The organism is Psychrobacter sp. P11F6, from assembly GCF_001435295.1.
Taxonomy (GTDB): Bacteria; Pseudomonadota; Gammaproteobacteria; order Pseudomonadales; family Moraxellaceae; genus Psychrobacter.
Map to the genome: position 1 here is coordinate 1,397,391 of NZ_CM003594.1, position 26,061 is coordinate 1,423,451.

Annotated in this window: 21 protein-coding genes and 1 riboswitch; of the genes, 4 read left to right on the forward strand and 17 right to left on the reverse strand. The window is 42.7% G+C overall.

The annotated features are described in order from the left end of the window. Positions 1-85 precede the first annotated feature (85 nt). The 3 genes from secF to yajC all read right to left on the reverse strand — a co-directional run bounded on the left by secF (position 86) and on the right by yajC (position 3,969). A complete protein-coding gene (secF, locus tag AK822_RS05790; RefSeq protein ID WP_060490897.1) occupies positions 86-1,357 on the reverse strand; it encodes a protein translocase subunit SecF in 1,272 nt (423 codons plus the stop codon). A 9-nt stretch (positions 1,358-1,366) separates the two neighbouring features. Beyond that, positions 1,367-3,244 carry a protein translocase subunit SecD gene (gene secD / locus AK822_RS05795; RefSeq protein ID WP_060490898.1) on the reverse strand — a complete coding sequence of 626 codons (1,878 nt, stop codon included), beginning with the start codon at positions 3,242-3,244 and terminating at the stop codon, positions 1,367-1,369. A 395-nt stretch (positions 3,245-3,639) separates the two neighbouring features. Beyond that, complete coding sequence (gene yajC / locus AK822_RS05800) at positions 3,640-3,969, reverse strand: preprotein translocase subunit YajC (RefSeq protein WP_045446152.1); 330 nt, start codon at positions 3,967-3,969, stop codon at positions 3,640-3,642. 551 nt (positions 3,970-4,520) lie between these two features. Between yajC and AK822_RS05805 the strand changes: the two genes are divergently transcribed. From AK822_RS05805 to AK822_RS05815, 3 genes are all read left to right on the forward strand, one after another. Then, the gene (locus tag AK822_RS05805) at positions 4,521-5,804 is read left to right on the forward strand and encodes a CNNM domain-containing protein (protein WP_087945572.1); all 1,284 of its coding nucleotides are present in this window, start codon (positions 4,521-4,523) and stop codon (positions 5,802-5,804) included. A gap of 445 nt (positions 5,805-6,249) precedes the next feature. Beyond that, complete coding sequence (locus AK822_RS05810; protein WP_060490899.1) at positions 6,250-6,744, forward strand: nuclear transport factor 2 family protein; 495 nt, start codon at positions 6,250-6,252, stop codon at positions 6,742-6,744. A gap of 354 nt (positions 6,745-7,098) precedes the next feature. Beyond that, positions 7,099-10,098 carry a LysM peptidoglycan-binding domain-containing protein gene (locus tag AK822_RS05815; protein WP_060490900.1) on the forward strand — a complete coding sequence of 1,000 codons (3,000 nt, stop codon included), beginning with the start codon at positions 7,099-7,101 and terminating at the stop codon, positions 10,096-10,098. 139 nt (positions 10,099-10,237) lie between these two features. Here AK822_RS05815 and AK822_RS05820 read toward each other — a convergent pair whose 3' ends face one another. Together AK822_RS05820 and AK822_RS05825 are read right to left on the reverse strand one after the other, a co-directional pair. After that, a complete protein-coding gene (locus AK822_RS05820; protein ID WP_060490901.1) occupies positions 10,238-11,446 on the reverse strand; it encodes a transglycosylase SLT domain-containing protein in 1,209 nt (402 codons plus the stop codon). 1,087 nt (positions 11,447-12,533) lie between these two features. Continuing rightward, positions 12,534-13,367, reverse strand: a complete 834-nt coding sequence (locus tag AK822_RS05825) for a Nif3-like dinuclear metal center hexameric protein (protein WP_060490902.1) — start codon at positions 13,365-13,367, stop codon at positions 12,534-12,536. A gap of 315 nt (positions 13,368-13,682) precedes the next feature. Here AK822_RS05825 and AK822_RS05830 point away from each other — a divergent pair, with 315 nt between their 5' ends. Next, the gene (locus tag AK822_RS05830; protein WP_060490903.1) at positions 13,683-15,011 is read left to right on the forward strand and encodes a S1C family serine protease; all 1,329 of its coding nucleotides are present in this window, start codon (positions 13,683-13,685) and stop codon (positions 15,009-15,011) included. Positions 15,012-15,137: 126 nt separating this feature from the next. On the opposite strand, the gene yfaE is transcribed toward AK822_RS05830, so the two are convergent. The 12 genes from yfaE to AK822_RS05890 form a co-directional block, all read right to left on the reverse strand. Beyond that, positions 15,138-15,404, reverse strand: coding sequence for a class I ribonucleotide reductase maintenance protein YfaE (gene yfaE, locus AK822_RS05835; protein WP_060490904.1), 267 nt, complete (start codon positions 15,402-15,404; stop codon positions 15,138-15,140). Positions 15,405-15,596: 192 nt separating this feature from the next. After that, a complete protein-coding gene (gene nrdB / locus AK822_RS05840) occupies positions 15,597-16,730 on the reverse strand; it encodes a class Ia ribonucleoside-diphosphate reductase subunit beta (protein WP_045446160.1) in 1,134 nt (377 codons plus the stop codon). Between the two features lie 72 nt (positions 16,731-16,802). Then, on the reverse strand, positions 16,803-17,186 hold the full coding sequence (locus AK822_RS05845) for a hypothetical protein (protein ID WP_060490905.1): 384 nt from the start codon (positions 17,184-17,186) through the stop codon (positions 16,803-16,805). A 94-nt stretch (positions 17,187-17,280) separates the two neighbouring features. Next, entirely contained in the window at positions 17,281-17,568 is a 288-nt protein-coding gene (locus tag AK822_RS05850) for a type II toxin-antitoxin system RelE family toxin (protein ID WP_010198775.1), read from the reverse strand. After that, positions 17,558-17,809 carry a type II toxin-antitoxin system Phd/YefM family antitoxin gene (locus AK822_RS05855; protein WP_060490906.1) on the reverse strand — a complete coding sequence of 84 codons (252 nt, stop codon included), beginning with the start codon at positions 17,807-17,809 and terminating at the stop codon, positions 17,558-17,560. Before AK822_RS05855 ends, AK822_RS05850 begins: the two co-directional genes overlap by 11 nt. 341 nt (positions 17,810-18,150) lie before the next feature. Then, positions 18,151-18,717, reverse strand: a complete 567-nt coding sequence (locus AK822_RS05860) for a DUF6680 family protein (protein WP_060490907.1) — start codon at positions 18,715-18,717, stop codon at positions 18,151-18,153. A 92-nt stretch (positions 18,718-18,809) separates the two neighbouring features. Next, positions 18,810-19,037, reverse strand: a complete 228-nt coding sequence (locus AK822_RS05865) for a hypothetical protein (protein WP_060490908.1) — start codon at positions 19,035-19,037, stop codon at positions 18,810-18,812. Between the two features lie 526 nt (positions 19,038-19,563). After that, the gene (gene nrdA / locus AK822_RS05870; protein WP_060490909.1) at positions 19,564-21,840 is read right to left on the reverse strand and encodes a class 1a ribonucleoside-diphosphate reductase subunit alpha; all 2,277 of its coding nucleotides are present in this window, start codon (positions 21,838-21,840) and stop codon (positions 19,564-19,566) included. A 525-nt stretch (positions 21,841-22,365) separates the two neighbouring features. After that, a complete protein-coding gene (locus AK822_RS05875; RefSeq protein WP_045446256.1) occupies positions 22,366-22,686 on the reverse strand; it encodes a YbeD family protein in 321 nt (106 codons plus the stop codon). A gap of 256 nt (positions 22,687-22,942) precedes the next feature. Then, positions 22,943-23,641, reverse strand: coding sequence for a class I SAM-dependent DNA methyltransferase (locus AK822_RS05880; RefSeq protein ID WP_060490910.1), 699 nt, complete (start codon positions 23,639-23,641; stop codon positions 22,943-22,945). A gap of 188 nt (positions 23,642-23,829) precedes the next feature. Further along, a complete protein-coding gene (tenA, locus tag AK822_RS05885) occupies positions 23,830-24,477 on the reverse strand; it encodes a thiaminase II (protein ID WP_060490911.1) in 648 nt (215 codons plus the stop codon). A 138-nt stretch (positions 24,478-24,615) separates the two neighbouring features. After that, positions 24,616-24,734, reverse strand: a riboswitch (TPP riboswitch). A 373-nt stretch (positions 24,735-25,107) separates the two neighbouring features. Continuing rightward, positions 25,108-26,034 carry a bestrophin family protein gene (locus AK822_RS05890; protein ID WP_060490912.1) on the reverse strand — a complete coding sequence of 309 codons (927 nt, stop codon included), beginning with the start codon at positions 26,032-26,034 and terminating at the stop codon, positions 25,108-25,110. Between the last annotated feature and the right edge of the window lie 27 nt (positions 26,035-26,061).

The following is a 26,061-nucleotide window of genomic DNA, read 5'->3' on the forward strand; positions in this document are numbered from 1 at the left end:
CATTATTCACGAGTCAGGTGCTTTTTTTGATGCTTGCTTAAATACTATCTTAGCTAGCGATTAGCTTGAGAAAGTATAAAATTTATTAAACATTGTCTTGTTCAAACATTTTTGGATCATTGAAAGTGACAATTTCTTCTTCAAACTCAGGCTTTACTTTCACAATAAAGTCATCGCGTGACAGACCCATACGTAATGGAATCGAGCTTGCAATATACGTTGATGAGTAAGTACCAGCAAGCAAACCAATGAAGAGTGCTACTGAGAACCAGTATAGTCCATCACCGCCTAAGAATAGCATGGCAAGTACGACCAGTAAAACAGTGGAGATGGTCATAATGGTACGGCGCAGCGTCTCTGTCAAAGACAAATCAATTGTCTGGCGAGGTGTGATACCACGGACACGGCGGAAGTTTTCACGGATACGGTCATAAACAACAATCGTATCGTTCAGTGAGTAACCAATCAATGCCAAAATAGCAGCCAATACGGTTAAGTCAAACGGGAAACCAAATAATGCAAAGACCCCGATGGTGACAATCGCGTCATGGAACAGCGATAGTACCGCGCCCAGTGCCAGCTTGAATTGGAAACGTAAGGCAACATAACCAAGCATACAGAGCAATGCTAATACCAGCGACATGACTGAGTTTAAGTAGACTTCGTTACCAACTTGGCTACCAATAATATTAACGTTACTGATTTCAACATTATTATTAGGCAGGGTTAATGCTTTAGTGAGGCTACTGTTAAGGCCATCTACGTTATCAGACTGTGGTGGCAGGCGTACGAGGAGTTCTTCTCGTGTACCAAGATACTGTACCACGGCATCATCAAAGCCATTATCGGCCAATGCTTGTACGACTTCAACTTGTTCGACAGGTTGCTCGTAACGCACATCTGCGGACACACCACCCGTAAAATCAAGTCCTAAGTTTAGACCGTTTACTGCAATCGCAATGATACTACCAATAACCATCAATAGAGATAAAAGTGCCATTGGCTTTTCTATCTTCATAAACGGAATAATACGCTGGTTGCCAACGGCTTTGATACCGCCTTCAGCGATTGCAGCAGCATCATCAGCGGCATCACCTGATTCTACATCAGGATTGGCTGCTTGGGTGGCCAGTGCTTGACTGTCTTTACCCGCATTCTTACTACCGCTCAGAGCTTTGTCTTTTTTTGATTTAGCGGTAGTCGGGTTGTTGGCTTTGGTATTACTACCTTTACCATCACGGCGTGGTTTTTTACGGCGGCGTGTGCTGTCGTTATTTACCTCGCTGTTTGAGCCACCTGAACCATTTCGATCTGGATTGTTCTGCTGTTCTAAAGGGTTATTCTTATCGATCGCCATAATGTTCTCCTAACCGATGCTCAAACGTTTGATAGATTTACGCTTACCATAAGCAATTTGTACCAACGCACGTGTGACCAAAATCGCGGTAAACAGTGAGCTGACAATACCAATAGCGAGCGTAATCGCAAAGCCTTTAATCGGACCAGTACCAATCGCAAATAAGATAAATGCGACCAATAAGGTTGTAATGTTGGCATCGAAAATACTACTAAAGGCGCGATCAAAACCTGCCACGATGGCGGATTTTGGCCGTACCCCGTTTGCTAGCTCTTCACGTATTCGCTCAAAGATTAGTACGTTGGCATCGACGGCCATACCGATAGTCAAAACGATACCAGCAATACCAGGTAAGGTAAGCGAAGAGCCTAAGATTGACATAATAGCAATGATGATAATAACGTTCACGGCCAGCGCCACGTTGGCGATCACACCAAACAGACGATAGAAGATAATCATAAATGCAAAGACTAATAGATAACCGACCTGCGTAGAGAATAGACCTTTATCAATATTTTCTTGACCTAATGATGGGCCAATAGTGCGTTCTTCTACAAAGTACATCGGTGCGGCAAGTGCGCCTGAGCGTAGCAGTAGTGCAAGCTCGGCAGCTTCCGCGCTACTATCTAGCCCAGTAATACGGAAAGAGGAGCCAAGGACCGCTTGAATATTGGCACGGTTAATGACTTTAGTCTCAGCATAAGGCGTTCTAACTTCGACAGTTTCGCCAGTCTCTGGATCTTCTTCGTAAGTGATTCTTTGCTTGTTTTCGATGAACAACACGGCCATCTGTTTGCCAACGGCGGTACGAGTGGCATTTTGCATGAGCTTACCACCAGCACTATCTAAAGTAATGCTCACTTCAGGAGAGCCGCTTTCATCCACACCAGTTTGTGCATTGGTGACTTTATCACCAGTGACAATCGCTTGACGTTCAAGCAGTACCGGCGGACCATCAAGTGTCTCAAACGGGAAAGCTTCGGTACCCGCTGGAGGGATGCCGCCCGTATAGTTTTCGCTGTCTTCAGCAACCATACGGAACTCAAGGTTTGCGGTGCGCCCTAAGACACGTTTTGCCTCAGCAGTATCTTGTACGCCAGGAAGCTCGACGACGATACGGCTAGCACCTTGAGACTGTACTAAAGCTTCAGTCACACCAAGCTCAGCAATACGATTGCGAAGGGTGGTCAAGTTCTGATTAACCGCATAGCTGTTGATTTCATCAAGCGTTGCATCATTGTACGCTAAAATCAGTGCAGGACCTTGCTCATCAATAGAGGATTGCAAGCTAAACGTATTGCCCATTGAGCCTTGCAGAACATTCTGTGCACGGTTACGAGTATCTGTATCAGCGAAATGTAATACCACACTTCGATCTTCGGTCTTAATGCCTTTGATCGCAATTCGCTCAGCACGTAGCTCGCGACGCATGTCACGACTGGCACTGGTCAAACGCTGTTCAAGCGCCTTGTCCATATCGACTTCTAGTACAAAACGCACACCACCACGTAAATCAAGGCCAAGCTTCATCGGTTTTGCCCCGATATCGCGTAGCCACTGCGGCGTCGTTTGCGCCAAGTTAAGCGCGACGACATAGTCTTCGCCTAAGTTTTGACGCAGTACTTCCTGAGCTTTGAGCTGATCGACTGGATTGTCAAGACGTACCAGTGCACTGTTGCCCTCAAAGGTGCCATCGTGGTTATTGATGCCAGCCTCTTCAAGTAAGCTTTGAGACTCAGTCAAGATACCTTCAGACAGCTGTGTACCTGCAGCGGCGCTTGTAATCTGCACGGCAGGTTCATCAGGATAGAGGTTAGGAGCAGCATATAGACCGGCAATGATTAGCACGACGGCAATAAGTAAGTATTTCCAAGCGGGATATTGCATAATCACTTCTTTAGGTTGATAAACGACTGGCGACGTAGGCCACAAGTTAGCAGATGGGAAGTTAGCGATAGCAATGGTTGAGTGCTGTATCTAGCAGTCGTCATCATGCACCATTGCGATCATCCGCGATGATAGTAAAACAGTAGAGCAAATAATACAGACGTATCTTTATATAGTCAGCAAAATATCACTGATAAAATCAATAAAGACAGCATGGTCAAAAACATAAACATAAATTGTCTATACTCTATGAGACTGTTTTTACATCATTGCTCTATAGCGAAAAATGACCGTAAATAAGGTACGGTCATTCTTAGGCACTGTATTAATCACTATATTTATTAATAACAGATTAGTAATCATCAATAAAACGCGACTAATATTTCAATCAATCATTAAACGCTTTCGATTGTGCCAGCAGGTAACACTGAAATAACAGAAGCACGTTGTACTTTGACATCAGTATTATTGTTTAAGCTGACCACCGCATAGTCACCTTCAATGGCTTTGATACGACCCATCAAACCACCAGCAAAAATGATTTCGCTACCGACAGTCAATGCATTGACCATGGCACGATGTTCTTTGGTACGCTTAGACTGTGGACGAATGACTAAGAAGTAAAAAATCGCAAAAAAAGCAACAGGCAATAGTATTTGACTAAATAGTGACATCGCACCAGCAGCTTCTGGTGCAGCATGGGCAGCTTGAATAAATAACAACATAATTTCTCTCAGTAAGTCATAGATAATAATAAAATTAAACGCATAGTAACAAAAAATCCCAGACTTGGTAACTGTTAATCATAGGCTGAGTATGTTTTTCTTAAGGTAATGGCATGCTAGCGGTCATTACTTTTTGCAGCAATATTTTTGCCACATCATATAAGTGACGCCAAAGCGCTGAGAGTATAACAAAATTCAAGCAGCGAATGGATGCTAGGTAGCAGTAGCGTAGCAAAAGGTATGGTCAAGGATACCAAAAAACAAAGACTTAACAATAGCGTCTTATTGTGAAATGGCATCATCAATGCTACTATCAAATGGCAATAATTCCCTGCATTTAGCACACGGTTTATTAGTATATAATAGATCCTATTATCTGCTGCTAAATCAGTTTTGAGCAGCGAGTTACCATCGTTTTAGCAGATAACTAATAGCTAATTAATCATGTTTGTTTCGTTGTTTGCTGTTAATGATTTAGTATCGTTTGCTCATTATATTATTATCCCTTTTACTTTTTTCTGTTTAGGTTACCTAACTTGTTTACCACTTTTATGTTTGTACCTCGTTTGTGTCGTCCGCGCGCTTGTAAAGAAGCGTCTGCTAAACCTCCTCCGACATCACGCTATTCAAAGCGTCTTCGTCGTACCAATTCAATTGCTGGGTTATCAGCGCTGACGGCGATGCTGCTATTGCCTTATCCAGCTTTTGCCGCTGATGCTTTAGCAGAGCCGACCGCGATCAGTGTCTTATTACTCATACTTTTTGTGGTTGTCGCCATCGGTATCTCGTTTGTCTGTTCATTGGCTGAGTCTGCATTACTGAGCATGACGCCGTCTTATATCGCTGATGTTCAAGAAAGCAATCCGAAAAAAGCAAATATGCTAAGACGCTTAAAGGTTGATAACATCGATCAGTCATTAGCGGCTATTTTGACTTTGAATACAGTGGCTCATACATTAGGTTCTATCGGTGCTGGTGCCCAAGCCACGATTGTGTTTGGTAGTGCATGGTTTGGACTGTTTTCTGCCATTATGACCTTGGCGATTTTGTTTTTATCTGAAATTATTCCAAAAACGCTTGGGACACTATACTGGCGTCAACTAAGCGGTATGGTCGCTTATTTCGTTCGAGGTATTATTCTGCTGTTGTATCCACTTATTTGGATATCAGAAAAGTTAACTAAATTGCTAGTACGTGGCAAAGAACCCCAAGCATTCAGTCGTCGTGAATTTGCGGCACTTGCCAGTATCGGTGAAGAGTCAGGACAGATTGACCCATTAGAATCGCGCATTATTCGCAATTTGCTGGCATTTGGTGCGATTAAAGTCGAAGATATCATGACCCCGCGTTCGGTGATGTTGGCGTTTGAGGAAAACAAAACAGTCGCTGAATTGTTGGTTGATCGCCCAAAACTGACATTTTCACGACTGCCAATTTATGATGGTGACTTAGATAACATCACAGGTTTTGTATTAAAAACAGACATGTTATTAGCAAAAGTAAACCATGCGATGCACAAGCCATTGACTCAGTTTAAACGTGACATTACTTTTGTTTTTTCAAAAATGAAACTGTTTGATTTGTTAGAGCTGATGCTAAAAAACCGTATTCATATTGCGATTACAGTCGGTGAGTATGGTGAAGTCAAAGGTTTGGTTACTTTAGAAGATGTCTTTGAGACTTTATTGGGACTTGAGATTGTGGATGAAATAGACCGCGTCGAAGACATGCAAGCACTGGCTCGACAAATGATGGACAGACGAGTAGAGCGACTGGGTATGAAGCTTAGTGATGATGAACAACAATACGAAGATAATAGTACGGACGCTAAGTAAGCTTCCGTTTGGCTTATTAAATTGAGATTAGATTGACAGAAAGCGACCTAAAATTAGGGCGAAAACCGAGTCGTGTACTGCGTAAGCGGCTCAGTTAGTATATTTTGTATTTATGATAACGATGGGCAGTGACTCATATTTTCAGAAATAAATGTGCCATATGGTTGGTATTTTAGTATTCGCAATAATTACACAGGGTGTCACATAGCTGTGAGAATTGAATGATAGTCTCACTCTATGGTAAAAGTACGCTGTCATCATTAATAAGTAGGTGATGATTAAACAGATATTTTTCACAAGTAGAATGAAGAGGGCATACGCTAGCCAGTGCTCGCTTCATTTATCATGATGTTAATGAGTAATAAACGACTACTATATTTAATCAATAAAAAACGTTAGTCATCAAAAGATGGCAACAACGATAACAGCATTGCTAAGGATTATGATGAAACGATTATGGGGAAAAGGGCTTTTGGCATTATTGCTAAAAAGTGCCAGCGTGGCGGCGGTAGTGACCGTTGTAAGTACTGTGAGTATCAGTGCACAAGCGGCAGCCATGACCGAAGCTTTGGTGCAGAACTATATAGCAGCAATGAAGTCATCAGCGAATAGCCAAAATGTCAATCAGGTCGCGCGTCTTGTCTCTGACGATGCACTGATTTCATTATCTAGAAAAGGTAAATCTACCAGTTTAGATAAAGATGCTTATTTGAAGTTGTTGCAAAATAGTTGGAATAACACCTCTAATTACCGTTATGATATTTCTGTGGATAATATCGTTATTACGGGCGATCAGGCCAAAGCCAATGTAACGACCAATGAGAGCTGGGTAAAAGATGGTAAAAATGTCTCATTTGTCACCACTTCAAGAGTGACGCTGACGTTATCGACTGGTAATGCGGTGCTGCTACGTGCCGTATCACAAGTAACGATTAATTAATTCATCGTTACTCGACTAATAACTCAGTACTAGCTAGGCAGCAATTAGGCATTATCAACAATTAGGTATTAATGGATAAGCATTGATTAAGAAACGTCTTGATCAGTGGATAATCAAAGAAAATAGTGCATTAATCAGGCTCTTCGAAAGCTAAGCATTCCATCATAAATAACCATACAGATTCACAATGTTAAATAATTAAATGATTGATTGCATTTCGTGAATGGTCTGAAAATTGACTCAACTTATGATGATTGTCTTTTTATATTAGACTAGTCTTTGCTTCACATTGCATACTATACTAGCAAGCAACTTTATCTTATCACTTTCTGTCGTTAGGAAACTTCCAATATCATGTCTACTGTGCTATCGAAATCTCGCTCATTTATTGCGTTGCCATTGACGCTTGCGGTATCCACTCTACTTATCAGTGCTTGTAGCAATACGTCAGCGGTAAAAAAGGGTGCGACCAATAGCTCATCTGTTATTACTAAACGCCCAGCTACTAAAGCGCCTGCAGCAAGCAGCAGTACGGACTATTCAACGGCATATTTAGATGCAGATAGTTTGGATGAGTTAGCCGATTTACTCGAAGCCACTGACATGACTATGGTGGAAGGCAACAAACTTGCTATTCAGCAATATGGTGATTTATGGAGTCGCTTACGTGCTGGCTATCGTATGAATGGCGGTCAGCCGACTTATAATCAGCGTATCGAAGGGCAAAAAAGCTGGTTTACCAGTCGACAAGACTATTTAAATCGTTTAACTGCACGTGCCAGTCGCTATATCTATCACACCGTACGAGAAGCTGAGCGTCGTAATATCCCGACAGAGCTGGCTTTGTTACCTGTCATTGAGAGCTCTTACGATCCAAGCGGTACCAGTAGTGCGGCAGCAGCAGGCTTATGGCAGTTCATTCCAAGTACGGGTCGTATTTATGGTTTGAATCAAAGCAGTACCTATGATGGTCGCCGTGATGTCATCGAATCAACTCGCGCCGCTTATGACTTCTTGACCGCACTACATAACCAGTTTGGCAGTTGGGAGTTAGCATTAGCTGCTTATAATGCGGGTCCTGGTCGCGTGCAAAAGGCCATTGATGCTAATAGAGCTCAGGGTTTACCGACAGATTATTGGTCTCTGAGATTGCCTACTGAAACGATGAACTACGTGCCGCGTTTCTTGGCGGTAGCGGAAATTGTTGCCAAGCCTGAGCAATATGGTGTCTACTTGCCAGCCATCGCCAACCGTCAGCATTTCCGTAGTGTGCCAGTGAATTATGGCGTGAGCTTGGCTGAAGTTGCGCAAATGACAGGCGTGAGCTACGACGAATTAGAAAGGTTAAATACGGCCTTAACGTCAGGGCGTGTTGATTCTTCTGGTCCCCAGCGTATTATTATTCCTAATGATGTGAGTCTTAATACCGACGTTAAATTGAGCTCATTGAGAGGCAATGGTACGGGCAATATACTGGCATCGAGTAATACAAGCACACCAAGTAGCACGACCACGACGCCAAGCTATAATAACAAGCCCTATACTGGCTCCTCATTACCATCGACAGGTAGCGCCTTGGCTGATTATGCTGCAAGCGCTAGTGTGCCGCAGCAAACGACCAGTTATATATCACCGTCAGCCACACCTACTAGCAGCTCTGTCTACAGTAATAATGCCTCGGTGCGTACTGAGCCACCATTGAGTACGGCAGAAACCAACAAGATCAATGCTGAGCTAAAAAGCAGCAACAGTCTACCGACCACCTCTGCTCAAATTACACAGAATAATACGATTGTCCAAGAACCACCACTGAGCAAAGAAGAGCGTGATTTTATTGCCAATCAAATTCGCAGTAACACGCCTGAAACCAATGTAATCAATGCTGATGGTAATATTAATTTATCCGCAGTACAGACGCAGCAGTCTATTCTAGAAGCCAGTGGCGAAGAGAAAAAGCTTAGCTTTGCAAAAACATCAGTAAGCAAGCCAAAACCCCAAGGTGCACGTACCACTTATACCGTCAAGCGTGGTGATACCTTGTCTAATATCGCCAGTCGTGCGGGTGTCAGTTGGCGCGATATCGCTGAATGGAATCAAATAGATGCCAGCTCTAAGCTGCTATCAGGCAGTACCTTATACTTATACAATGCAAAAACCATCGAACCGTTGAGCACAGCTAACAATGCCGCGGCAAGCCAACCAGAGAGCTATGTAGTACAAAGCGGCGATACGCTAATTGGTACTGCTAACCGCTTTGGTCTATCGGTGACTCAGTTGGCAACCTACAATAATTTGAGTAGTAGAGCGGATTTACTACGTGGTCAGAAGCTATGGCTGATACCAGGTAAGGTGACTGCGCCAGTGACCACGCCTGCTGCTCCCTCGACCAAGCCAAGTAAATCAAGCACCGCTACTAAGAACTATAAAGTAAAAGCGGGCGATGGCTTGATTGCTCTCGCACGTCAGTTCAATGTTTCAACTGATACACTTGCCAGCCTCAATAATATGAGCACTACAAGCTCACTATATGTTGGTCAAACTCTAAAAGTACCTGCAAGTGTCGATTTCGATGCAGCAAACACCTCAAGCTCTAGTAGCCGTAACAGCAGCTCAAGTTCGGTGGCAACCACCAACTATAAAGTAAAATCTGGCGATACTTTGATCGGCATTGCCAATAGCGTGGGTATCAGTCCAGCTGAGCTTGCGGCGGTGAATAGCAACTTTGATGCAAAAGCACGCTTACAACGTGGTCAAACCATCAAAGTACCCGTGTCTAAAGGATTGGTTGATCGTCAGCTAAATGATAAAACTGTCAGTTATAAAGTAAAATCAGGCGATACGTTAACAGGCGTGGCGCAACGTTATAATATCGGTCTTAGTGACTTGGCAACAGCGAACAACCTGAAAACCAACTCTAATTTGATACTCGGTCGTACGATTACGATTCCTGCCAGTGGCAGCGTTGTAGCTACCTCTAGTAGCAATAACCAAAGCAGTAGTTCGGCTAGTAGCACTGCCGCAACTAGCACAGCGAGCAGTGGCAAAAAATTGGGCAACACCGAGAGCTATAAAGTTAAATCAGGTGATGGTTTGATTGCTTTGGCACGTCAATTTGGTGTTTCGATAGACGATTTGGCTGCCACCAACGATCTCGCGACTAATGCCCAGTTGCAGCGTGGACAAACGCTTAAAGTACCAAAGCTCACAGTGAGCTACACCGTTGGGTCAGGAGACAGTTTGATTGGCTTAGCACGTAAATATGGCGTCTCTACGCAAGAATTGGCTGAAATGAATAATATCGCGGCGGATACGATGCTACAGCGCGGTCAGCGCTTGACCGTACCTAATCGTTAAGAGTAAGTTGCTTAGTGAAATAATAGCTAAGTAAATACGATTAAGACAGATCATTCTGCACAAAAAAGCTGCTCTTTATAAGAGCAGCTTTTTTTATCTGTGACATTCAATTCTCAAAATATTTAATAATATTTATCAACTAAACGGTTTGAGTTTTGATAGTTTCAAGATAACTTCTAATATTGCTAACATAATGCATCGCTTGACCATAACGACTATTGGCAGCTTTATTATCAGCTAAGTACGCATAAACGTTCGCCCAGTTTTTATCATCAATACCTTGATCTCGCAGTTTACGCTGAATACTCTTTACTGCATTTGGTCCCATGTTGTAGCCGGCAAGCGCAAACCAAATACGATCTGTCTTTGGCACATCAGCAAAGTCATCTTTCATTTGCTCTAAATAACGCGCGCCGCCGCCGATACTTTGGTAGGGATCGACGCGATCTGAGACGCCCATTGCTTTGGCTGTATTATTGGTCAACATCATGAGACCACGCACACCCGTTGGCGATACAGCATTGGCATCAAGGTGTGATTCTTGATAACCCATGGCCACCAATAATTCCCAATCATGATTATAATTGCGTGCTTGCTCTTCAAAAGACGATTGATAATCAGGCAGTTTTTCGGTCAACGTTTTTTGGAAATGATCTTGGCTATAGGCGTCTTTCAGCAAGTTTTGATTGTAAAAGGCAGCAAGTTTTTGTGTGTTTTTCAGCTTAATGCTGTCACATAAAAAGTAACTGGCTTTTTGTGATAATGGGTCATTGGATGAATTGAACGTCCAACTGACTTTTGGATGTAAACCATTCTTTGTTAAGCTGGCGTCATAGCCGCAACTGATGTTGATAGACGATAAGTTAAACTTGCTCTTTAATTGCGTACTGGCCGTTGTTAATGCCATGTCTACCTCGCCCGATCTCAACGCCTTTAGGGCAGTTTCTTCATTGGCATACGCTTTTAGATCGATATCAACGCCAAGCTCGTCAGCATAAGTACGTACCAAATCAAAACCAAAGCCATGTTGAAAACCGTCAGTCGCAAAATAAGTGCTGTCACCGGGGACGGCAGCGATGGTTAACGTGCTTTCTAGCATGACGTTATCATAGGCTGGCACTGGCGCACGCATCGTCGTCAGACTCTCAGCAGGTAAAGAGAGAAGGGCAATACTAGAAACTTGCGCCAGCTTTTTGGTTCTAGAAAAACGACTCGATGTCGTCGGGGTAACGGATGAAACGATGTTACTTTTAGTGTTCGGTAGGCGTTTAGATGGACGCAGTAAATAAGAAATACGGCGTCTAGCCCCTTGCGCAGATACTTTCACACGATAAGTAATACGCTGCATGGATGTCTCCTGATTTTAGCCATCCTGCTTACCGTAAAACGCTTATGAGTGTATGCTTATAAAGTAGCCATACATCGATGTTGCATTTTAGACAACCACGCACTTCTTAATAAGATAAGTGCGTCGTCATCTTGTTTAATAATAGTGCCGCTAATGAATTTTTATCAGATGTAGCGGTGCAGTTTTTAATTAGCTGGTTATCTACTGGCGTATTCGGCGTATCAGGTAAGAGGGCTAAAAAATCTCTCAAAATATCAATATAAAACATCGATATAAAGTATCAATACAAAATGATGAACGCACAACACCGCGAAGGATATAAATCGGATGATTCCTTCATCGATGCATAGATAGGGCTAAGAATAAAACAACTATATATTAAACATAGGTAAGGTCATGAACTAAGTTATTGAGACAAAACATAGAATGTTCGGGGTGCTTATGCACTCAGCTTTTCTATGCTGATATTAATGACCATAGCCTCTTTAAATCATTTGTAATAGAGTCAACAGTGATTAATTTTTTGTCCAGCAATAAGGGTAAGCAAGTCGCTATTTTCATTACTAATAAAGAAATGATAGAAAATTTACTCAAACATTCTATCAATCAAGCGGTTGCTAACCCAGTATCGCGACACTTAAATCAAGATAGACCATGCTGCTGAAAATATATCACGCACAGTGTGTCTATTAGTAAACCGTCCAAAATCTCGCTATCTATATGACCTCAATAGCTATACAACATAGCGAGATTTTAGGCGGTTATACTCATTTAAGTACCATAACCGGAAGCTGTAATAAATGGGAAGCCTCATGACAAGACATTCTTTCTTCGGATATTAATATGCGGATATTCCTTGGATTATTCAAGTGTGGTTAAGAAATTAGCGATAAAACTTAACAATTGGGCTATAGACGGTTAAAAATGCCCTTGTTATTGGTACACTATTGAAAATTGCAGCAGCAAAAATTATGCATACTGGACAATAATACTGATTATTATTAGCCTTGTTTTCCGAAAATTATTCTAAATTTAGATAGCTATTAGATAGCTATTAGATAGCTATGAGTAGAGTTGAGGACACAGTCTAAGCAGGATTATCAATATCTACAAAGGTCACGGGTATGCCAAATGCTTGAGAAACTATGTGACCGAGTGCTTGAATACCGCCGCGTTCTGTCGCGTGATGTCCACAAGCGAAATAATCAATGCCCAGCTCACGGGCAATATGGGTGGTACGTTCTGATATTTCGCCAGAGATAAAGGCGTCACAGCCCATCAATGCAGCTTGTTCGATCATATCTTGTGCGCCGCCCGTACAAATGCCCACGTGTTCGATAATTCTGTTATTATCGATATGAGCGCTTGTACTATTCGGTGCGCTATAATTGGCAGAGATATGCAATGGCAATCGTCCTAGCGTCTGAGTAATGTGAGTAATGAGGCTTTGAGCATTTTGCGGTGTACAAGTAGCGATATTACCTACTGGATGCGACTCACTAGGGTATAAAGCGCCGATAACGGTCATGTTTAATGCGTCAGCCAGCTTGGCATTATTACCAATGACAGGATGGGCATCGAGCGGTAGATGATAAGCAATCAAAGAGATACCATGCTGCATAAGTTTACGGATACGCTGACCTTTCATACCAGTGATGGGGGCAGGTTCGCCTTTCCAAAAATAACCATGATGTACCATAATGGCGTCTGCATTGTCAGCAATCGCCGCATCAATCAACGCCTCACAAGCCGTTACACCAGTGATGATGCGCTTGATAGGTCGACCCCCATCTACTTGTAAACCATTAGGGGCATAATCTTTAAAAGCATCTGCTGATAAATAGTCATCACAGAATGTGGTCAGCGCTTGAACGGTAATGGCGGTATTTGAGGGCTTGGTTGAGATATTGTGTGTGGTCATGGTATTCCCTTATAATTGATTCAGTGGGGCAAGCATTTATAGCTAAGATGTGGCTTTTGATAATGAGTATTTTAACATGTGGCTACAGTAGGATAGACAACCCTACTCACTGAAATGGTACACGATACGTTACAACTGGGTAGTATTGGCGGTTATAATTTATACATGTAAGCTTGTCGTATAGATAGTGCAAAAAAACAACCATCTAGTGGGCTGTGAACGTTTGATAAATGCTGCTCAATGCGTCCTAATATACACCATGCTTCTCACCTTATTCATCTTCGTCTGTTTGTATCAAATTTATAGAGGTTTTATATGTCGTCATCTCGGAACACCAGCAGCAAGGCGTCTGTATTAAAATGGTTACCTTGGGTTTTATTGCTAGTCGTGATTGCCGCATTTATTTGGTTGTTTGCGAGTATGAAGACGGCATCGGAGCAGGCATGGGAGCCGCCCAGAACCACACCTGCTGAGCAGCAAGCGTCAGCACCTGTTTCTGATACACCCGCAGCGATTTCTTCTTATCATAATGCGGTTGCTCGCGCCTCACGATCAGTCGTGAATATCTACACCACGCAAACGATGGCAGAGCATCCTTATATGAATGATCCTGTGTTGCGCCGCTTTTTTGAGTTCCATGGTGCACCGTCAGAAGAGCAGGGCAATACCAATTTAGGCTCTGGGGTGATTGTCTCAGAAGATGGCTATATCGTGACCAACGCCCATGTGATTGAAAAAGCCGATGAAATTACGGTCGCCTTTAATGATGGTCGTAAGAGCCGCGCTAGAATCGTTGGTACAGATCCAGACAGTGATTTGGCAGTGATTAAAGTAGATATGACCGGTTTGGCACCACTTGGTTTCCGTAAAGAACCTATCCGAGTTGGCGATGTTGCATTAGCGATTGGTAATCCGTTCGGTGTCGGTCAAACGGTAACGCAAGGAATTATCTCAGCGACAGGACGTACTGGGCTTGGAGTCAACAAGTTTGAAGACTTTATCCAGACCGATGCAGCGATTAACCCAGGTAATTCGGGCGGCGCACTCGTTGACGCTTTTGGTGAATTAATTGGTATTAATACGGCCATTTACTCACGCTCTGGCGGCTCTATGGGTATCGGTTTTGCTATTCCTACCGCCATCGTTGAGCAAGTGATGAATGCCATTATCAAAGATGGTAAGGTGAGCCGTGGTTGGTTGGGGATTGAGATACAGTCACAGTTACGTGACCCAACGCAGCTTGAAACCTCGACTGGGGTAGAAGTGCTTAATGTCGTTCCTAAGAGTCCTGCTGCTAAGAGTGGTCTGCGTATCGGCGACATTATTTTGACGATTGACGGTGTTGAGATGACGGATGCCAATACCTTGATTCAGTATGTCGCTCGTAAAGCACCGAATACCACACTGAATGCGCAAATATTACGCCGTGGTAAAAATGCCCAAGTCAAAATATTGTTAGAAGAGCGTCCAGCACAAGAGCCGATGGAACGTCCAGTTGTGATTCTTGATGAAAATGTTGGTGGTATGGAAGATCCAAACCTACAAGGTGAGAGACAAGACGTACCGATGATGTCAGAAGCCGAGCGTGACCGTATGCGTGAGGAGCTGTTGCAGTTATTTGAAAGAGACGGTGCACCCTTATAAGGTCATTCTTCATCACATAAAGCTTAATCAAAATGGCTTGGACGGTTTATAGACAGTAAAAAAGCGCGCTATCTTGAAGATAACGCGCTTTTTGTTTCGGCTTTTTTAGCACTATTTTTGTTAGTATTACTCTATAGTATGCTCGTGATTGATATAAATCACACCCTGTACACGACAACAGCAGGGCAGGATCTCGTCTTCATCAATCATGGCAAGGGGTGCAAACGGATAGTCAATGACGTGTGAGCTGGCGATACGCTTAATGCGGCAGCTGCCACAATAGCCTTCCTTACATTGATAATTGATATCATGTCCGGTGCGTAGCAATCCATCAAGCAAGCTTTCGTCATCATGCAAGTAAAATTGCTTTTTACTCGTCATTACCCAAGTCATAGTCTTATCCTGTTTGTTTCCCTATCATTCTGTACTTCCTAAACTATAGTCAATCCTATATAAATCAGATACGGTGTCAGGCTCGCTTAGTCTACTATTTGTAGTACTTTCGCTAGCCTTCCTTGTATCCAAATTATATTGAAAAGACTATATACTCTTTCAAAAACTATTTTTTAAATGAACACATAAGCTCTAAAGTTCAAAATCATCAAAATCGCTGTCTGATAAATCTGAATCAATTTGACCCACCAAGTATGAGCTGATTTCTGTCTCTTGTGGGGCAACTTGCACGTTGTCAGAAGACAACCACGTGTTAATCCACGGGATTGGGTTTGATTTAGAATTCGGGAATGCCACTGGTAAGCCAACCGCTTCCATACGTAAATTGGTGATATATTCGATATATTGGCACAGAATGTCTTTATTGAGACCAATCATTGAGCCGTCTTTAAACAGATAGCCTGCCCATTCTTTTTCTTGCTCAGCCGCTTTACGGAATATCTCGATGCTTTCTTCATAGCACTCTTTGGCAATGTCGACCATCTCAGGATCATCACGACCGATGCGCATGAGATTCAAAATATGCTGAGTACCCGTTAAATGTAGCGCCTCATCACGAGCAATCAATTTAATAATCTTGGCATTACCTTCCATTAACTTACGCTCGGCAAAGGCAAAAGAGCAAGCAAATGACACATAAAAGCGAATGGCTTCTAAGACGTTGACGGCCATCAAGCACAAGTAAAGCTGCTTTTTCAGCGATTTTAAATCAACGGTAATTTGCTTACCATTGATCGTATGCGTGCCTGCACCGTATAGGTTGTATAGCGATGAGTTATAATACAAGTCATCGTAGTACTTGGCGATGTCGGCGGCGCGCTCTAAGATATGATCGTTTTGCATGATGTCATCAAAGACGATAGCAGGGTCATTGATAATATTGCGAATGATATGGGTATAGCTGCGCGAGTGAATGGTCTCAGAAAATGTCCACGTCTCAATCCATGTCTCAAGCTCAGGAATCGATACCAGTGGCAATAGCACCACGTTTGGGCTACGACCTTGGATAGAGTCGAGCAGCGTTTGATATTTCAGATTACTGATAAAGATATGCTGCTCATGTGAGGATAAATTGCCATAATCCATACGATCACGTGAGACATCGACTTCTTCTGGACGCCAAAAGAACGATAGCTGCTTTTCAATCAATTGCTCAAAGATAGGGTGCTTTTGTTGGTCGTAACGCGCCACGTTGACCGGATTACCAAAAAACATCGGCTCTGTTAGCGCATTGTTTGGCGTTTGGGAAAAAATCGAATAAGTCATGGGACTGCCTTTATCATTGATATGGTTATTAAGTTATAGGGTTTTGACTAGATTTGGTTTGACTGAATTATATTACAAGTTCTCTAAAGATATCTGTTCTGACGTCTGTCCATCATTCATATACGCTTTAAATATCTCACTCAGCTCACTATCGTCCAAACCCTCCAATTCATCGATCGCACTCTTACGCAGCGCACTCAAGCCATCATCATCTGATAGTTGCTGCATTTCTTTCTGTGCGTCTTTTTTAGTCGTTCTCTTTACTGTTTTTTTCAATACTTTTGTGGCGACTTTCTTTGATGCTTCTGGTTTTGCTGCTGTGCCTTCGCCTAATTGCTCACGGACGTCTGCGATGTCGACTTCCACTTGTACGATATGCGAGCCACCATCGTTTAGGTCTGAAAATACGTTTGGGATAAACAAACCACCGTCTTTGATGATTGCGGTATATTGCACATGACCTCCGTCGTTTTTATTGTTTGTGTGTTTCTATATTTCTATGATAGCGCTGGACGCTTCCTACAATGACTGTCTCAATATCTTAGCTTCATCATGGCTGGCGCGTCGCAAGATTGTCATATACTTTGTTGTTTTCTCTTTTGCCAACTGCCAATACATAAACTACCACCACATCATCTTTTACGGTGTATACCAGACGATACCCTACAGTGCGTAACTTAATTTTATAAGTATCCGTATGTCCCGATAGTTTTGACGCAGGCACATGAGGGTTTGACAATCGCTGCTGTAATTTTTTCTTAAACTGCTGCTGAATATTTGGTGCTATCTTTTTCCACTCTTTTAATGCCAAAGGATGAAACTCAAGATTATAAGTCATCCAAACATACCTTTATCGGTATCTGCCCGTCATTTAATCGTGCGCTAACGGTTTGGCTTAATGCCATGTCGTCCATCGCTTCCATCATACGTTCGAATACGTCTGTCGAAACTAGGTAAGCCACGGGTTTGTTATGGTTTAAAATAGCAATGGACTCACCATCTGACTGTTTAATCAGTGCCGATGGGTTGGCTTTTAGTTCTGAAATACTGGCTGTCTGTGTGGCAAATATTGGTTGCATAACTCATTCTCCGCTAATATTACGCTCTAAATATAGGGCTGATTTTAGCACGAAAATTAGGTCTTAATTGTTATTGTATTAAATTAAATATTTGGAGTTAGTAATTTGTAGGGTGCGCCTCGCGCACCTTTAAACTTGAACCAAAGCCCAGTATTTTGACATAGTAGGCTTAGGATATGCCTCGCGCATCTTTAAATGCAAGTTCTATATCATCGGTGCGTGGAACACACCCTGCAAAAACCGTTACGATCTAAAGGTAGATTGGTGTCGAGGCACGAGACTCAGCATATTATTCAATTAAAATCGTTGGGTGTCGCAAGCTCCACCCAACCTACGCTTGATTAATAAGATAGTTTATCACTCTGATTCTTAGTTTTATTTTGCGATAAACTTTCAATAGTTATTGGAATAGCTTTTTCACCGTCTAACATTTCCACCAACCCTTGAAGTAACTTGAGTTTGCTGTTCTCAATATGTTCATGGCTAATAGGTCTATACCAGTCCTTTTTAATTTGGACGTCATCGAACTCATATCCAAGATCCTGACCCATGGCGGATAACAAAGATATAAATAGATCAGTCGCTTGTTTATCCCAATTATCTATATATTGTGACTCTGTATTTAAGTAATCTTTATATAGCTTCCATGCAATCGTAACTTTTTTCTCACTATTAGATTGTTTATGTTTTCCAAAACGGGTTTTTCCATAGAATTCTATATCTATCATATTCAATGCAGATACGTGCTCTGCGGATAATTTTATTCCACGAGTTGACATTAATACATGGAAGATACTAAGCTTTTTGTTTCTATGTTCCTTACTATATTCAAGAAGTTTTTGAATTTGCACTGCGAAGATAGGGCCAAGAAAAACAGCTAAAATCGTAACTATGTCTGTAGCATCCATAAATCTACCTAAATAACTAAAAATTATTTTAATTATGGTAGGTTGGTGTCAACAAACAACGTCCAACCTACACTTGCTACAACTTTAACTATCTACGCTAGTCTTTTGACGTAGTTGCCTTTGACTTTTCTGCTAATATAACTATTTAAGCCATCTCCAGATTGCGCGAGTCTTTTCATCTCTTCGATATCAGTGACCCCAGTTGATGCATAGTTATACAGGTACTCTGCACCTGTTTTGAAACGCACAGTGATTGAGTCATTACTGATTTCATAAGCACTTACACCTGAATCATTATTTAAATCACGATATGTTTCCATATACTTTTACCTCTCGTCTAAGTTTGTTTTAAAGGATGACTATTACTTCATCAATTTTCTTGGACAAGTGGTATGGTTTAAATTAGAATGACGTCTCTCTAGAGGTTATTCTATTGCCAAACCACTTGTGGATGTCGATAGTCTCAACTTCCTGATATTGAATATTGGCGTATTCAGTATCTCCGATGGCATTGGTGATTTATCATCAATGCCATTTTTATCTTCTACTATCTACCTCCTGTGCGACTCCTTTATAACTACCTTTCATACCACTCATAAATTGACCTGTATTAGCATCTCTCTTAATTGAGTGTTCAGGATTACTAGGATGCTTAATCTGAGTTCGACCTGTCACTGAACCCTTTCGACTTCCATTTCCAGTATTTTTAGCCATGAGCTATTAACCTCTTTGTTTGATTAATTTGAGAAAAACCTACTTTTGTTATTGCCTTTTTACCTCCTTTGTCTGCATAAAAGTAATTATCACGCCCTCTGTATTTCAACAGAGAACGTGATACCTAGAACTCTAAATCTTACAAGCCCCGCCAGCACAATCATCTTCCATATCCGCTTGGGCATCGTTCGCACCATCACGCGTATTATGGTAATACAAAGTTTTCACGCCAAGCTTATACGCATTTAGCAAATCTTTTAGCAATATCTTCATCGGTACACGGCCGCCTTCATAACGAACGGGATCGTAGTTGGTATTGGCAGAGATACTTTGATCGACGAATTTCTGCATGACAGCGACCAGCCTTAGGTAACCGTCATTGTTTGGCATTTGCCATAGTAGCTCGTACTGACCTTTTAGCTTATCAATCTCAGGCACGACTTGCTTTAAGATGCCGTCTTTTGACGCTTTGATAGAGACCAGACCGCGTGGTGGCTCGATACCGTTGGTCGCATTGGCAATCTGACTAGAGGTCTCAGATGGCATCAAGGCGGTTAGGGTAGAGTTGCGCAGACCGTGAGTGGTGATTTCAGTACGCAGCCTTTCCCAATCGAGATGTAGCGGCTCTTGGCAGATTTTGTCCAAATCTTTTTTGTACGTATCAATCGGCAAGATACCTTGTGAATATGTAGTCTCATTGAAGGCAGGGCAAGCGCCTTGCTCTTTTGCCAATTTGTTTGACGCTTTCAAGAGATAAAATTGCAACGCTTCAAACGTTTGATGCGTGAGACCTAGTGCTGAGTCGTCCGAATAGCGCACGCCATTTTTCGCAAGGTAATACGCATAGTTAATCACGCCAACACCGAGCGTACGACGACGCATGCTGCCATTTTGAGCTGCTTTGACTGGATAGTCTTGATAATCGAGCAGGGCATCAAGCGCACGGACGATGAGCTCGGCTGGCTCTTCGATATCGCTGACGTTGTCGACTTTACCTAAGTTGACCGCTGATAGCGTACAAAGGGCGATTTCGCCTTCTTCGTCATTGATGTTATCAAGTGGCTTAGTCGGTAGGGCGATTTCCATACATAGGTTTGACTGGCGAATCGGTGCAACCGTCGCGTCAAATGGGCTATGCGTGTTGCAATGATCGACGTTTTGGATATAGATACGACCCGTACTGGCGCGCTCTTGCATCATTAGGCTAAACAAATCAGCTGCTGGGATTTGACGGCTACGAATGCTTGGGTCATTTTCGTACTTGGTGTATAACTCTTCGAATTTGTCTTGATCTTCAAAGAACGCATCATACAAGCCAGGGGTATCACCTGGTGAAAATAGCGAGATGTCTTGACCTTTGATCAAGCGGGTGTACATCGTTTTGTTTAACTGTACGCCGTAATCCATATGACGGACACGGTTATCTTCCACGCCGCGGTTGTTTTTAAGTACCAATAATGACTCAACTTCTAAATGCCATAGTGGGTAAAACAACGTCGCTGCACCACCACGGACGCCGCCTTGTGAGCAGCATTTCACAGCAGTTTGGAACAGTTTATAGAATGGGATACAACCCGTGTGCTGTGCTTCGCCGCCACGGATAGGGCTACCAAGGGCGCGGATGCGACCTGCATTGATACCGATACCAGCACGCTGTGACACATAGCGTACGATGGCGCTGGTGGTCGCGTTGATCGAGTCTAGGCTATCACCGCATTCAATCAATACGCATGAGCTAAACTGACGCGATGGCGTACGCACGCCTGCCATGATTGGTGTTGGTAGTGAGATTTTGAATTGCGACGTCGCATCGTAAAAACGCTTTACGTAGTCCAAACGATCTGACTTGTCATAACGGCTAAACAAACACATACCAACCAGCATGTACAAGAACTGCGGGCTTTCAAAGACGGTCTTGTTAACACGGTCTTGGACGAGGTATTTACCTGCCATTTGCTCAACAGCAGCATAAGCTAGGTTCATATCACGCCAGTGATCAAGATATGCTTCTAATTCATCAAACTCGGCACGGCTATAATCAGCTAGGATATGCTGATCGTATTTACCAGCGTCGGTCAGTTTTTTGACATGATCATAAAGGTGCGGCGGGGTGAATTTATTGTAAGCAATTTTACGCAGATGGAAAATCGCCAAACGCGCAGCCAAATACTGATAATCAGGCGTATCTTCAGAGATAAGATCTGCTGCTGACTTGATGATGGTCTCGTGAATATCGCGAGTCTTGATACCTTCATAAAACTGAATGTGCGACTTTAGCTCAACTTGCGACACAGACACATTATCCAAATTGTGAGCTGCCCACTCGATTACCTTATGAATTTTATCCAAATCAATAAGCTCTAATCGTCCGTCACGTTTGGTCACTTTGATTTTGTCGATGTGTGTCATGTTGCCCTCTTAAGTTGATAACTTGGTAATTATTTATAATGTTGCTTATAGTGATGCTGCACAGTCAGTAAACGGCAGGCATTCTTTATAATGCTACGATGCTTGCGCCGCGATAGGTGTTTTTTTAGGCAAAAATCTACCGCTACTCATAGTGACAATTAAATTCACTGAGTACTACATATAGCGTGTTTGTTAGTAGGTAGGCACAATATAGCGGGAAAATTTTGAAAATACTATATTGATTTTAGCATCAAACTATGTTGCTGTGAGGTTGTGCTGTGTCCGAATTTTAGCAAAGGACGATGGGGTAAGGGTTAGACGCGATTGACTCAAATAATAAGTTTTTTGTAAAAACGGGCTGACAGTTTGCTTTTTATTCGCGAGTAAATGACCCACCAATAAGGGGACACAGAACAATAATAATGAGGGCGCAGATTGTACAGCAAACCACAAAAAATCGCCACCCGTATGAATGACGATTTCGACGGAAAAGCGGCTGGCTTTTTTTAAACGACAATTATCTATTTATACGACCAAACGAACTGTTTTGGCAGCGTCGAGTGAGGCATACAGCACATTGACCTGATCGGCTGCTGTAAGATATAGATTGACCCGTGCTGAATGGAAGCGACCCGTTTTAGACGGTTTCACTTCTATCGAGGCCAAATCAAAATCAGGGAACTGACTGCCCAAGATAAGCTTCACTTCGTTGAGTAAGTTCTCACGCTCGCCTTCATGACCGATGATGCTAAGTGGATAGTTCATTGGAAAGTCCCAAAGCTCAGGATTTTGAATATCCGTCCTTTTGCCTGTGATCACACCTTGATTGGGCGTTAGGTTGGTCATTTTTACTGATTTTTCATTTGTTGGTGCTTGGTTGTTGTTTTGATTGGTGCTGTCTTTTGGATCGTCAGTCATGATGTGTGCCTCGCTTTATTAAATGTTAGCTATTAGCATAAGAGCTTTATCCACCATTTATAGTGGCACTAAACTTATAATTCAAGTGCTAACATGGCAATGACAGTATGCTATGGATCACTGTGATCTGTCATAAATTTTGCTCAGTCATCCATGCTAATCACACGCAAATACACCTATCAGCTCATTTTTTATAAGCACAAACAGCGACATAATCCCCACGGTCGTAGCCTTCGACGACTTCTTGCACCTTGTCATTGGCATACATAGGATGGGTCAGTAAGGTTTGTGCATACTCAAAATCGACGAAACCATAGGCTTGCATCAGCGCGATTTTTTCATCAGAGGTGCGCCAATTTGCTGATTTAACCAGCTCAATAGGATAGGGGTCAGCAGGAGAGATATGCGCAAGTAGCGGATGCTCCCAAGTATTTAATGAGCTTGCCAAATTATATAAGCTCGCAAAACCGCTTTCTTTTGGCACATCGATAACAATCAATTTGCCGCCCGTTTTTAAGGCATCAAATGCTTTTTTAATACAGATATCCAAATCGTTGATGTAGCTGACACTGCCGTTAAACATGATGATATCAAACTTATTTGGCTCAATATCGCAAGTCTCGGCAGGACTAATATCCACTTGCAGACCGCGTTTTTCGGCAATGGCGGCCATGTCTTTAGAAGGCTCAATGCCGTGCCTGATATGGATATCATAATCCTGCGCCAATAGTGACTCAAGCAGTCCACTACCGCAGCCGATAGACAATATCTCACTGTCCTTATCTAAAAAATGAGCGACCAGTTTTAGCTCACTGGTCAGTAAGTTTTGGTTGTCAAAAAACCAGCTGTCATACGCGCTTGCGTGTTCATCGAATGCTGCCATGATGTTTCTCCTTGAGTATTTTTTGTTGTATCGTTAATCCACTATAAAAGAGTGACAGCGTTAACCTCGCTTAAAGTATTACTCATACATCTGCACTTGGTTGCCTTGTCACTGTTTTAAATTGAATCAACTATATTGAATAGTACGTGACGTTAAATTTGCCATAAAGCTAGCACCTTGCATAGGGGCTAGGACAGATCAAGCGCCTGCTGCCAAAAATTCACTTCCATACGTGAAGCAGTATTAAATAACTGTTTGAATTTGTCTGCCTGAGTGGGGTTGGCCTGCGCTAGTAGCGTATTAATCTGCGCTTCATTCTGCGCGGTAATCGCTTGAAATTCGTCACTGGCAAAGACATCAATCCATGGCTGGTAAGGATTGTCCGCGACAAAACCTTGTTCTTTAATGCGTTTGCCAATTTCGCCATAACCCATCAAACAAGGAGCAATCGCCGCATAAAGCTCAGCCAATGAGCCTGACATCGCAGCGTCCAATAGGTAGCGGCTATAGGCAATAGTCACGGCAGATTCAGGGGCGCTTTCTACTTCTTTAAGTGGGATGTTCCACTCATGACATAAATCGAGATACATGCCAATTTCCATATCGAGCATGGCGTTGATGCCCGCTTGACCGACTCGCATTTGTGCCAGCGTATCACTCTTATACACGCTCAACGCCATCACACGGGTATAGTGAATAAGATATAAATAGTCTTGCACAAGATAGTGACGAAAGCTGTCAGGGGCGAGCGTACCTGCCGTTAGCTGTTTGACAAAATCATGCTGAATATAGCCATCCCAAGTTGGGCAATTGTGGCGTAATGTTTGGTAGTTCATAGTGTTCACTTACTGTTATAAAATGCGAGTAAGCAAAGAGTAGGAGGTGATCAGTAAGCAAGCACAAAAAAACCTTACCAGATTATGTGAATAAACTGGCAAGGCTTGCTTAGCAATAGATGCTTAAGAGGTGTGCTATAAAATGTCACGCTTGTTTCCTACGTCAGTGCTAACTGCATCAGGTTCGCGGGTAACTCTCAGCCATGATTTTGAATTGTAGTTAAAGCATCAAAATCAAAGCACCCCGACAAGGTTTATTTTTCAGAAATAGATATAAAGTTTACATAAGTTTAAACTGCTCGTGCTTAAGCAATCGGCTCTATGGTAGACGAATTCAGCCATCATTAGCAAGTAATGCGCAAAAAACCATGAATAAAGGTTGTCTTACAAGCGTAAATAGACAGGATTTTACCTTTTATTAAGCTGGTCAAGTAACACGAGAATGGCGAGAGAAATCACTATTTTCAAATGTATTTTTTATTCATAAAGGCTCTACTATTGCCTATAGTATTTAGCTGCTTGAAGTTAGGATATATAAAAAATATCTCATAAATTAAGGCAATACGTTTATGGGATATTATCTCATTTAGCATTGATTACTTTAAGCTTTATAGGCGTTCAGCTAAGAGGCTATGGTAAATAGCCATTGATAGGAGTGATCTCAGGCGGAATATCTGCCTCTTCTAGTGCTTCTCGCAGATTGATCTCGATAGTACGCGACAATGCAGTCAGGGGTAGTTTGTTGGCGGCTAAGCCGAAAGGCTCTTCTAGCTCTTCACTGAGGGCATCTAAACCAAAAAAGGTATAAGCGATCACGGCACAAATCAGTGGGGTCACCCAACCGAGCGAGGCCACCAAGCCAAAAGGCAACATGATGCAATACAGATAGGTCGTGCGATGGACCAGCAGCATATAAGCAAACGGCAGCGGTGTATTATGAATGCGCTCGCAGGCCGCCAATACAATGGTCATAGACGTCAGGCGCTCGTCCATGTTCTGTATGACTTGCTCTGACACCAGTCCTTGACGCCGAATGTCGCCGAGCTGCTTACCCATGAGGCGCATGATGTAATCAGGTAGGTTGCGCGCTTGGCGCATACTATCATGGTGTTTCGATGCGACAAAAGGCTCGACATCATGCCAAGGTGACGAGCCGCGCAGGCGATGGCGCACAGCATGCGCAAAAGCAATGGTCAGGTAAACCATCGTTCGCCCAGTCTCGTGCCCATTCTCGGTATCAGCATCTATAAAAGAAAGCACTTGACGGGTTAAGCTACGCGCATCATATACCAACTGACCCCAAAGCCCTCGAGCTTCCCACCAGCGTTGATAACTGGCATTGTTACGAAAACCAAGAAATAGCGACAACGCGATTCCTAGCAAGGTAAAAGGAGCCATACCATAATAAGGAAAAGAGTCAGGAAGCCAGTGCTGAATAATTGTTATAAGTGTGCTGAGAAGCGCGATCAGCAAAATTTGCGGATAAATTTTTGGAATGACAGAGCCGTGCAGGGTAAAAAGTATCTTGAGAGCGTTTGGGGTTTGCCGGACAATCATGTCAGTTTCCTATCGATGGCATGTATA

What these genes read in the sequence shown, in the direction of transcription:
- secF (WP_060490897.1), bottom strand. Translation starts at nt 1,357, where the DNA reads ATGGCGATCGATAAGAATAACCCTTTAGAACAGCAGAACAATCCAGAT.
- secD (WP_060490898.1), bottom strand. Translation starts at nt 3,244, where the DNA reads ATGCAATATCCCGCTTGGAAATACTTACTTATTGCCGTCGTGCTAATC.
- yajC (WP_045446152.1), bottom strand. Translation starts at nt 3,969, where the DNA reads ATGTTGTTATTTATTCAAGCTGCCCATGCTGCACCAGAAGCTGCTGGT.
- AK822_RS05805 (WP_087945572.1), top strand. Translation starts at nt 4,521, where the DNA reads ATGTTTGTACCTCGTTTGTGTCGTCCGCGCGCTTGTAAAGAAGCGTCT.
- AK822_RS05810 (WP_060490899.1), top strand. Translation starts at nt 6,250, where the DNA reads ATGAAACGATTATGGGGAAAAGGGCTTTTGGCATTATTGCTAAAAAGT.
- AK822_RS05815 (WP_060490900.1), top strand. Translation starts at nt 7,099, where the DNA reads ATGTCTACTGTGCTATCGAAATCTCGCTCATTTATTGCGTTGCCATTG.
- AK822_RS05820 (WP_060490901.1), bottom strand. Translation starts at nt 11,446, where the DNA reads ATGCAGCGTATTACTTATCGTGTGAAAGTATCTGCGCAAGGGGCTAGA.
- AK822_RS05825 (WP_060490902.1), bottom strand. Translation starts at nt 13,367, where the DNA reads ATGACCACACACAATATCTCAACCAAGCCCTCAAATACCGCCATTACC.
- AK822_RS05830 (WP_060490903.1), top strand. Translation starts at nt 13,683, where the DNA reads ATGTCGTCATCTCGGAACACCAGCAGCAAGGCGTCTGTATTAAAATGG.
- yfaE (WP_060490904.1), bottom strand. Translation starts at nt 15,404, where the DNA reads ATGACTTGGGTAATGACGAGTAAAAAGCAATTTTACTTGCATGATGAC.
- nrdB (WP_045446160.1), bottom strand. Translation starts at nt 16,730, where the DNA reads ATGACTTATTCGATTTTTTCCCAAACGCCAAACAATGCGCTAACAGAG.
- AK822_RS05850 (WP_010198775.1), bottom strand. Translation starts at nt 17,568, where the DNA reads ATGACTTATAATCTTGAGTTTCATCCTTTGGCATTAAAAGAGTGGAAA.
- AK822_RS05855 (WP_060490906.1), bottom strand. Translation starts at nt 17,809, where the DNA reads ATGCAACCAATATTTGCCACACAGACAGCCAGTATTTCAGAACTAAAA.
- AK822_RS05860 (WP_060490907.1), bottom strand. Translation starts at nt 18,717, where the DNA reads ATGGATGCTACAGACATAGTTACGATTTTAGCTGTTTTTCTTGGCCCT.
- AK822_RS05865 (WP_060490908.1), bottom strand. Translation starts at nt 19,037, where the DNA reads ATGGAAACATATCGTGATTTAAATAATGATTCAGGTGTAAGTGCTTAT.
- nrdA (WP_060490909.1), bottom strand. Translation starts at nt 21,840, where the DNA reads ATGACACACATCGACAAAATCAAAGTGACCAAACGTGACGGACGATTA.
- AK822_RS05875 (WP_045446256.1), bottom strand. Translation starts at nt 22,686, where the DNA reads ATGACCAACCTAACGCCCAATCAAGGTGTGATCACAGGCAAAAGGACG.
- AK822_RS05880 (WP_060490910.1), bottom strand. Translation starts at nt 23,641, where the DNA reads ATGGCAGCATTCGATGAACACGCAAGCGCGTATGACAGCTGGTTTTTT.
- tenA (WP_060490911.1), bottom strand. Translation starts at nt 24,477, where the DNA reads ATGAACTACCAAACATTACGCCACAATTGCCCAACTTGGGATGGCTAT.
- AK822_RS05890 (WP_060490912.1), bottom strand. Translation starts at nt 26,034, where the DNA reads ATGATTGTCCGGCAAACCCCAAACGCTCTCAAGATACTTTTTACCCTG.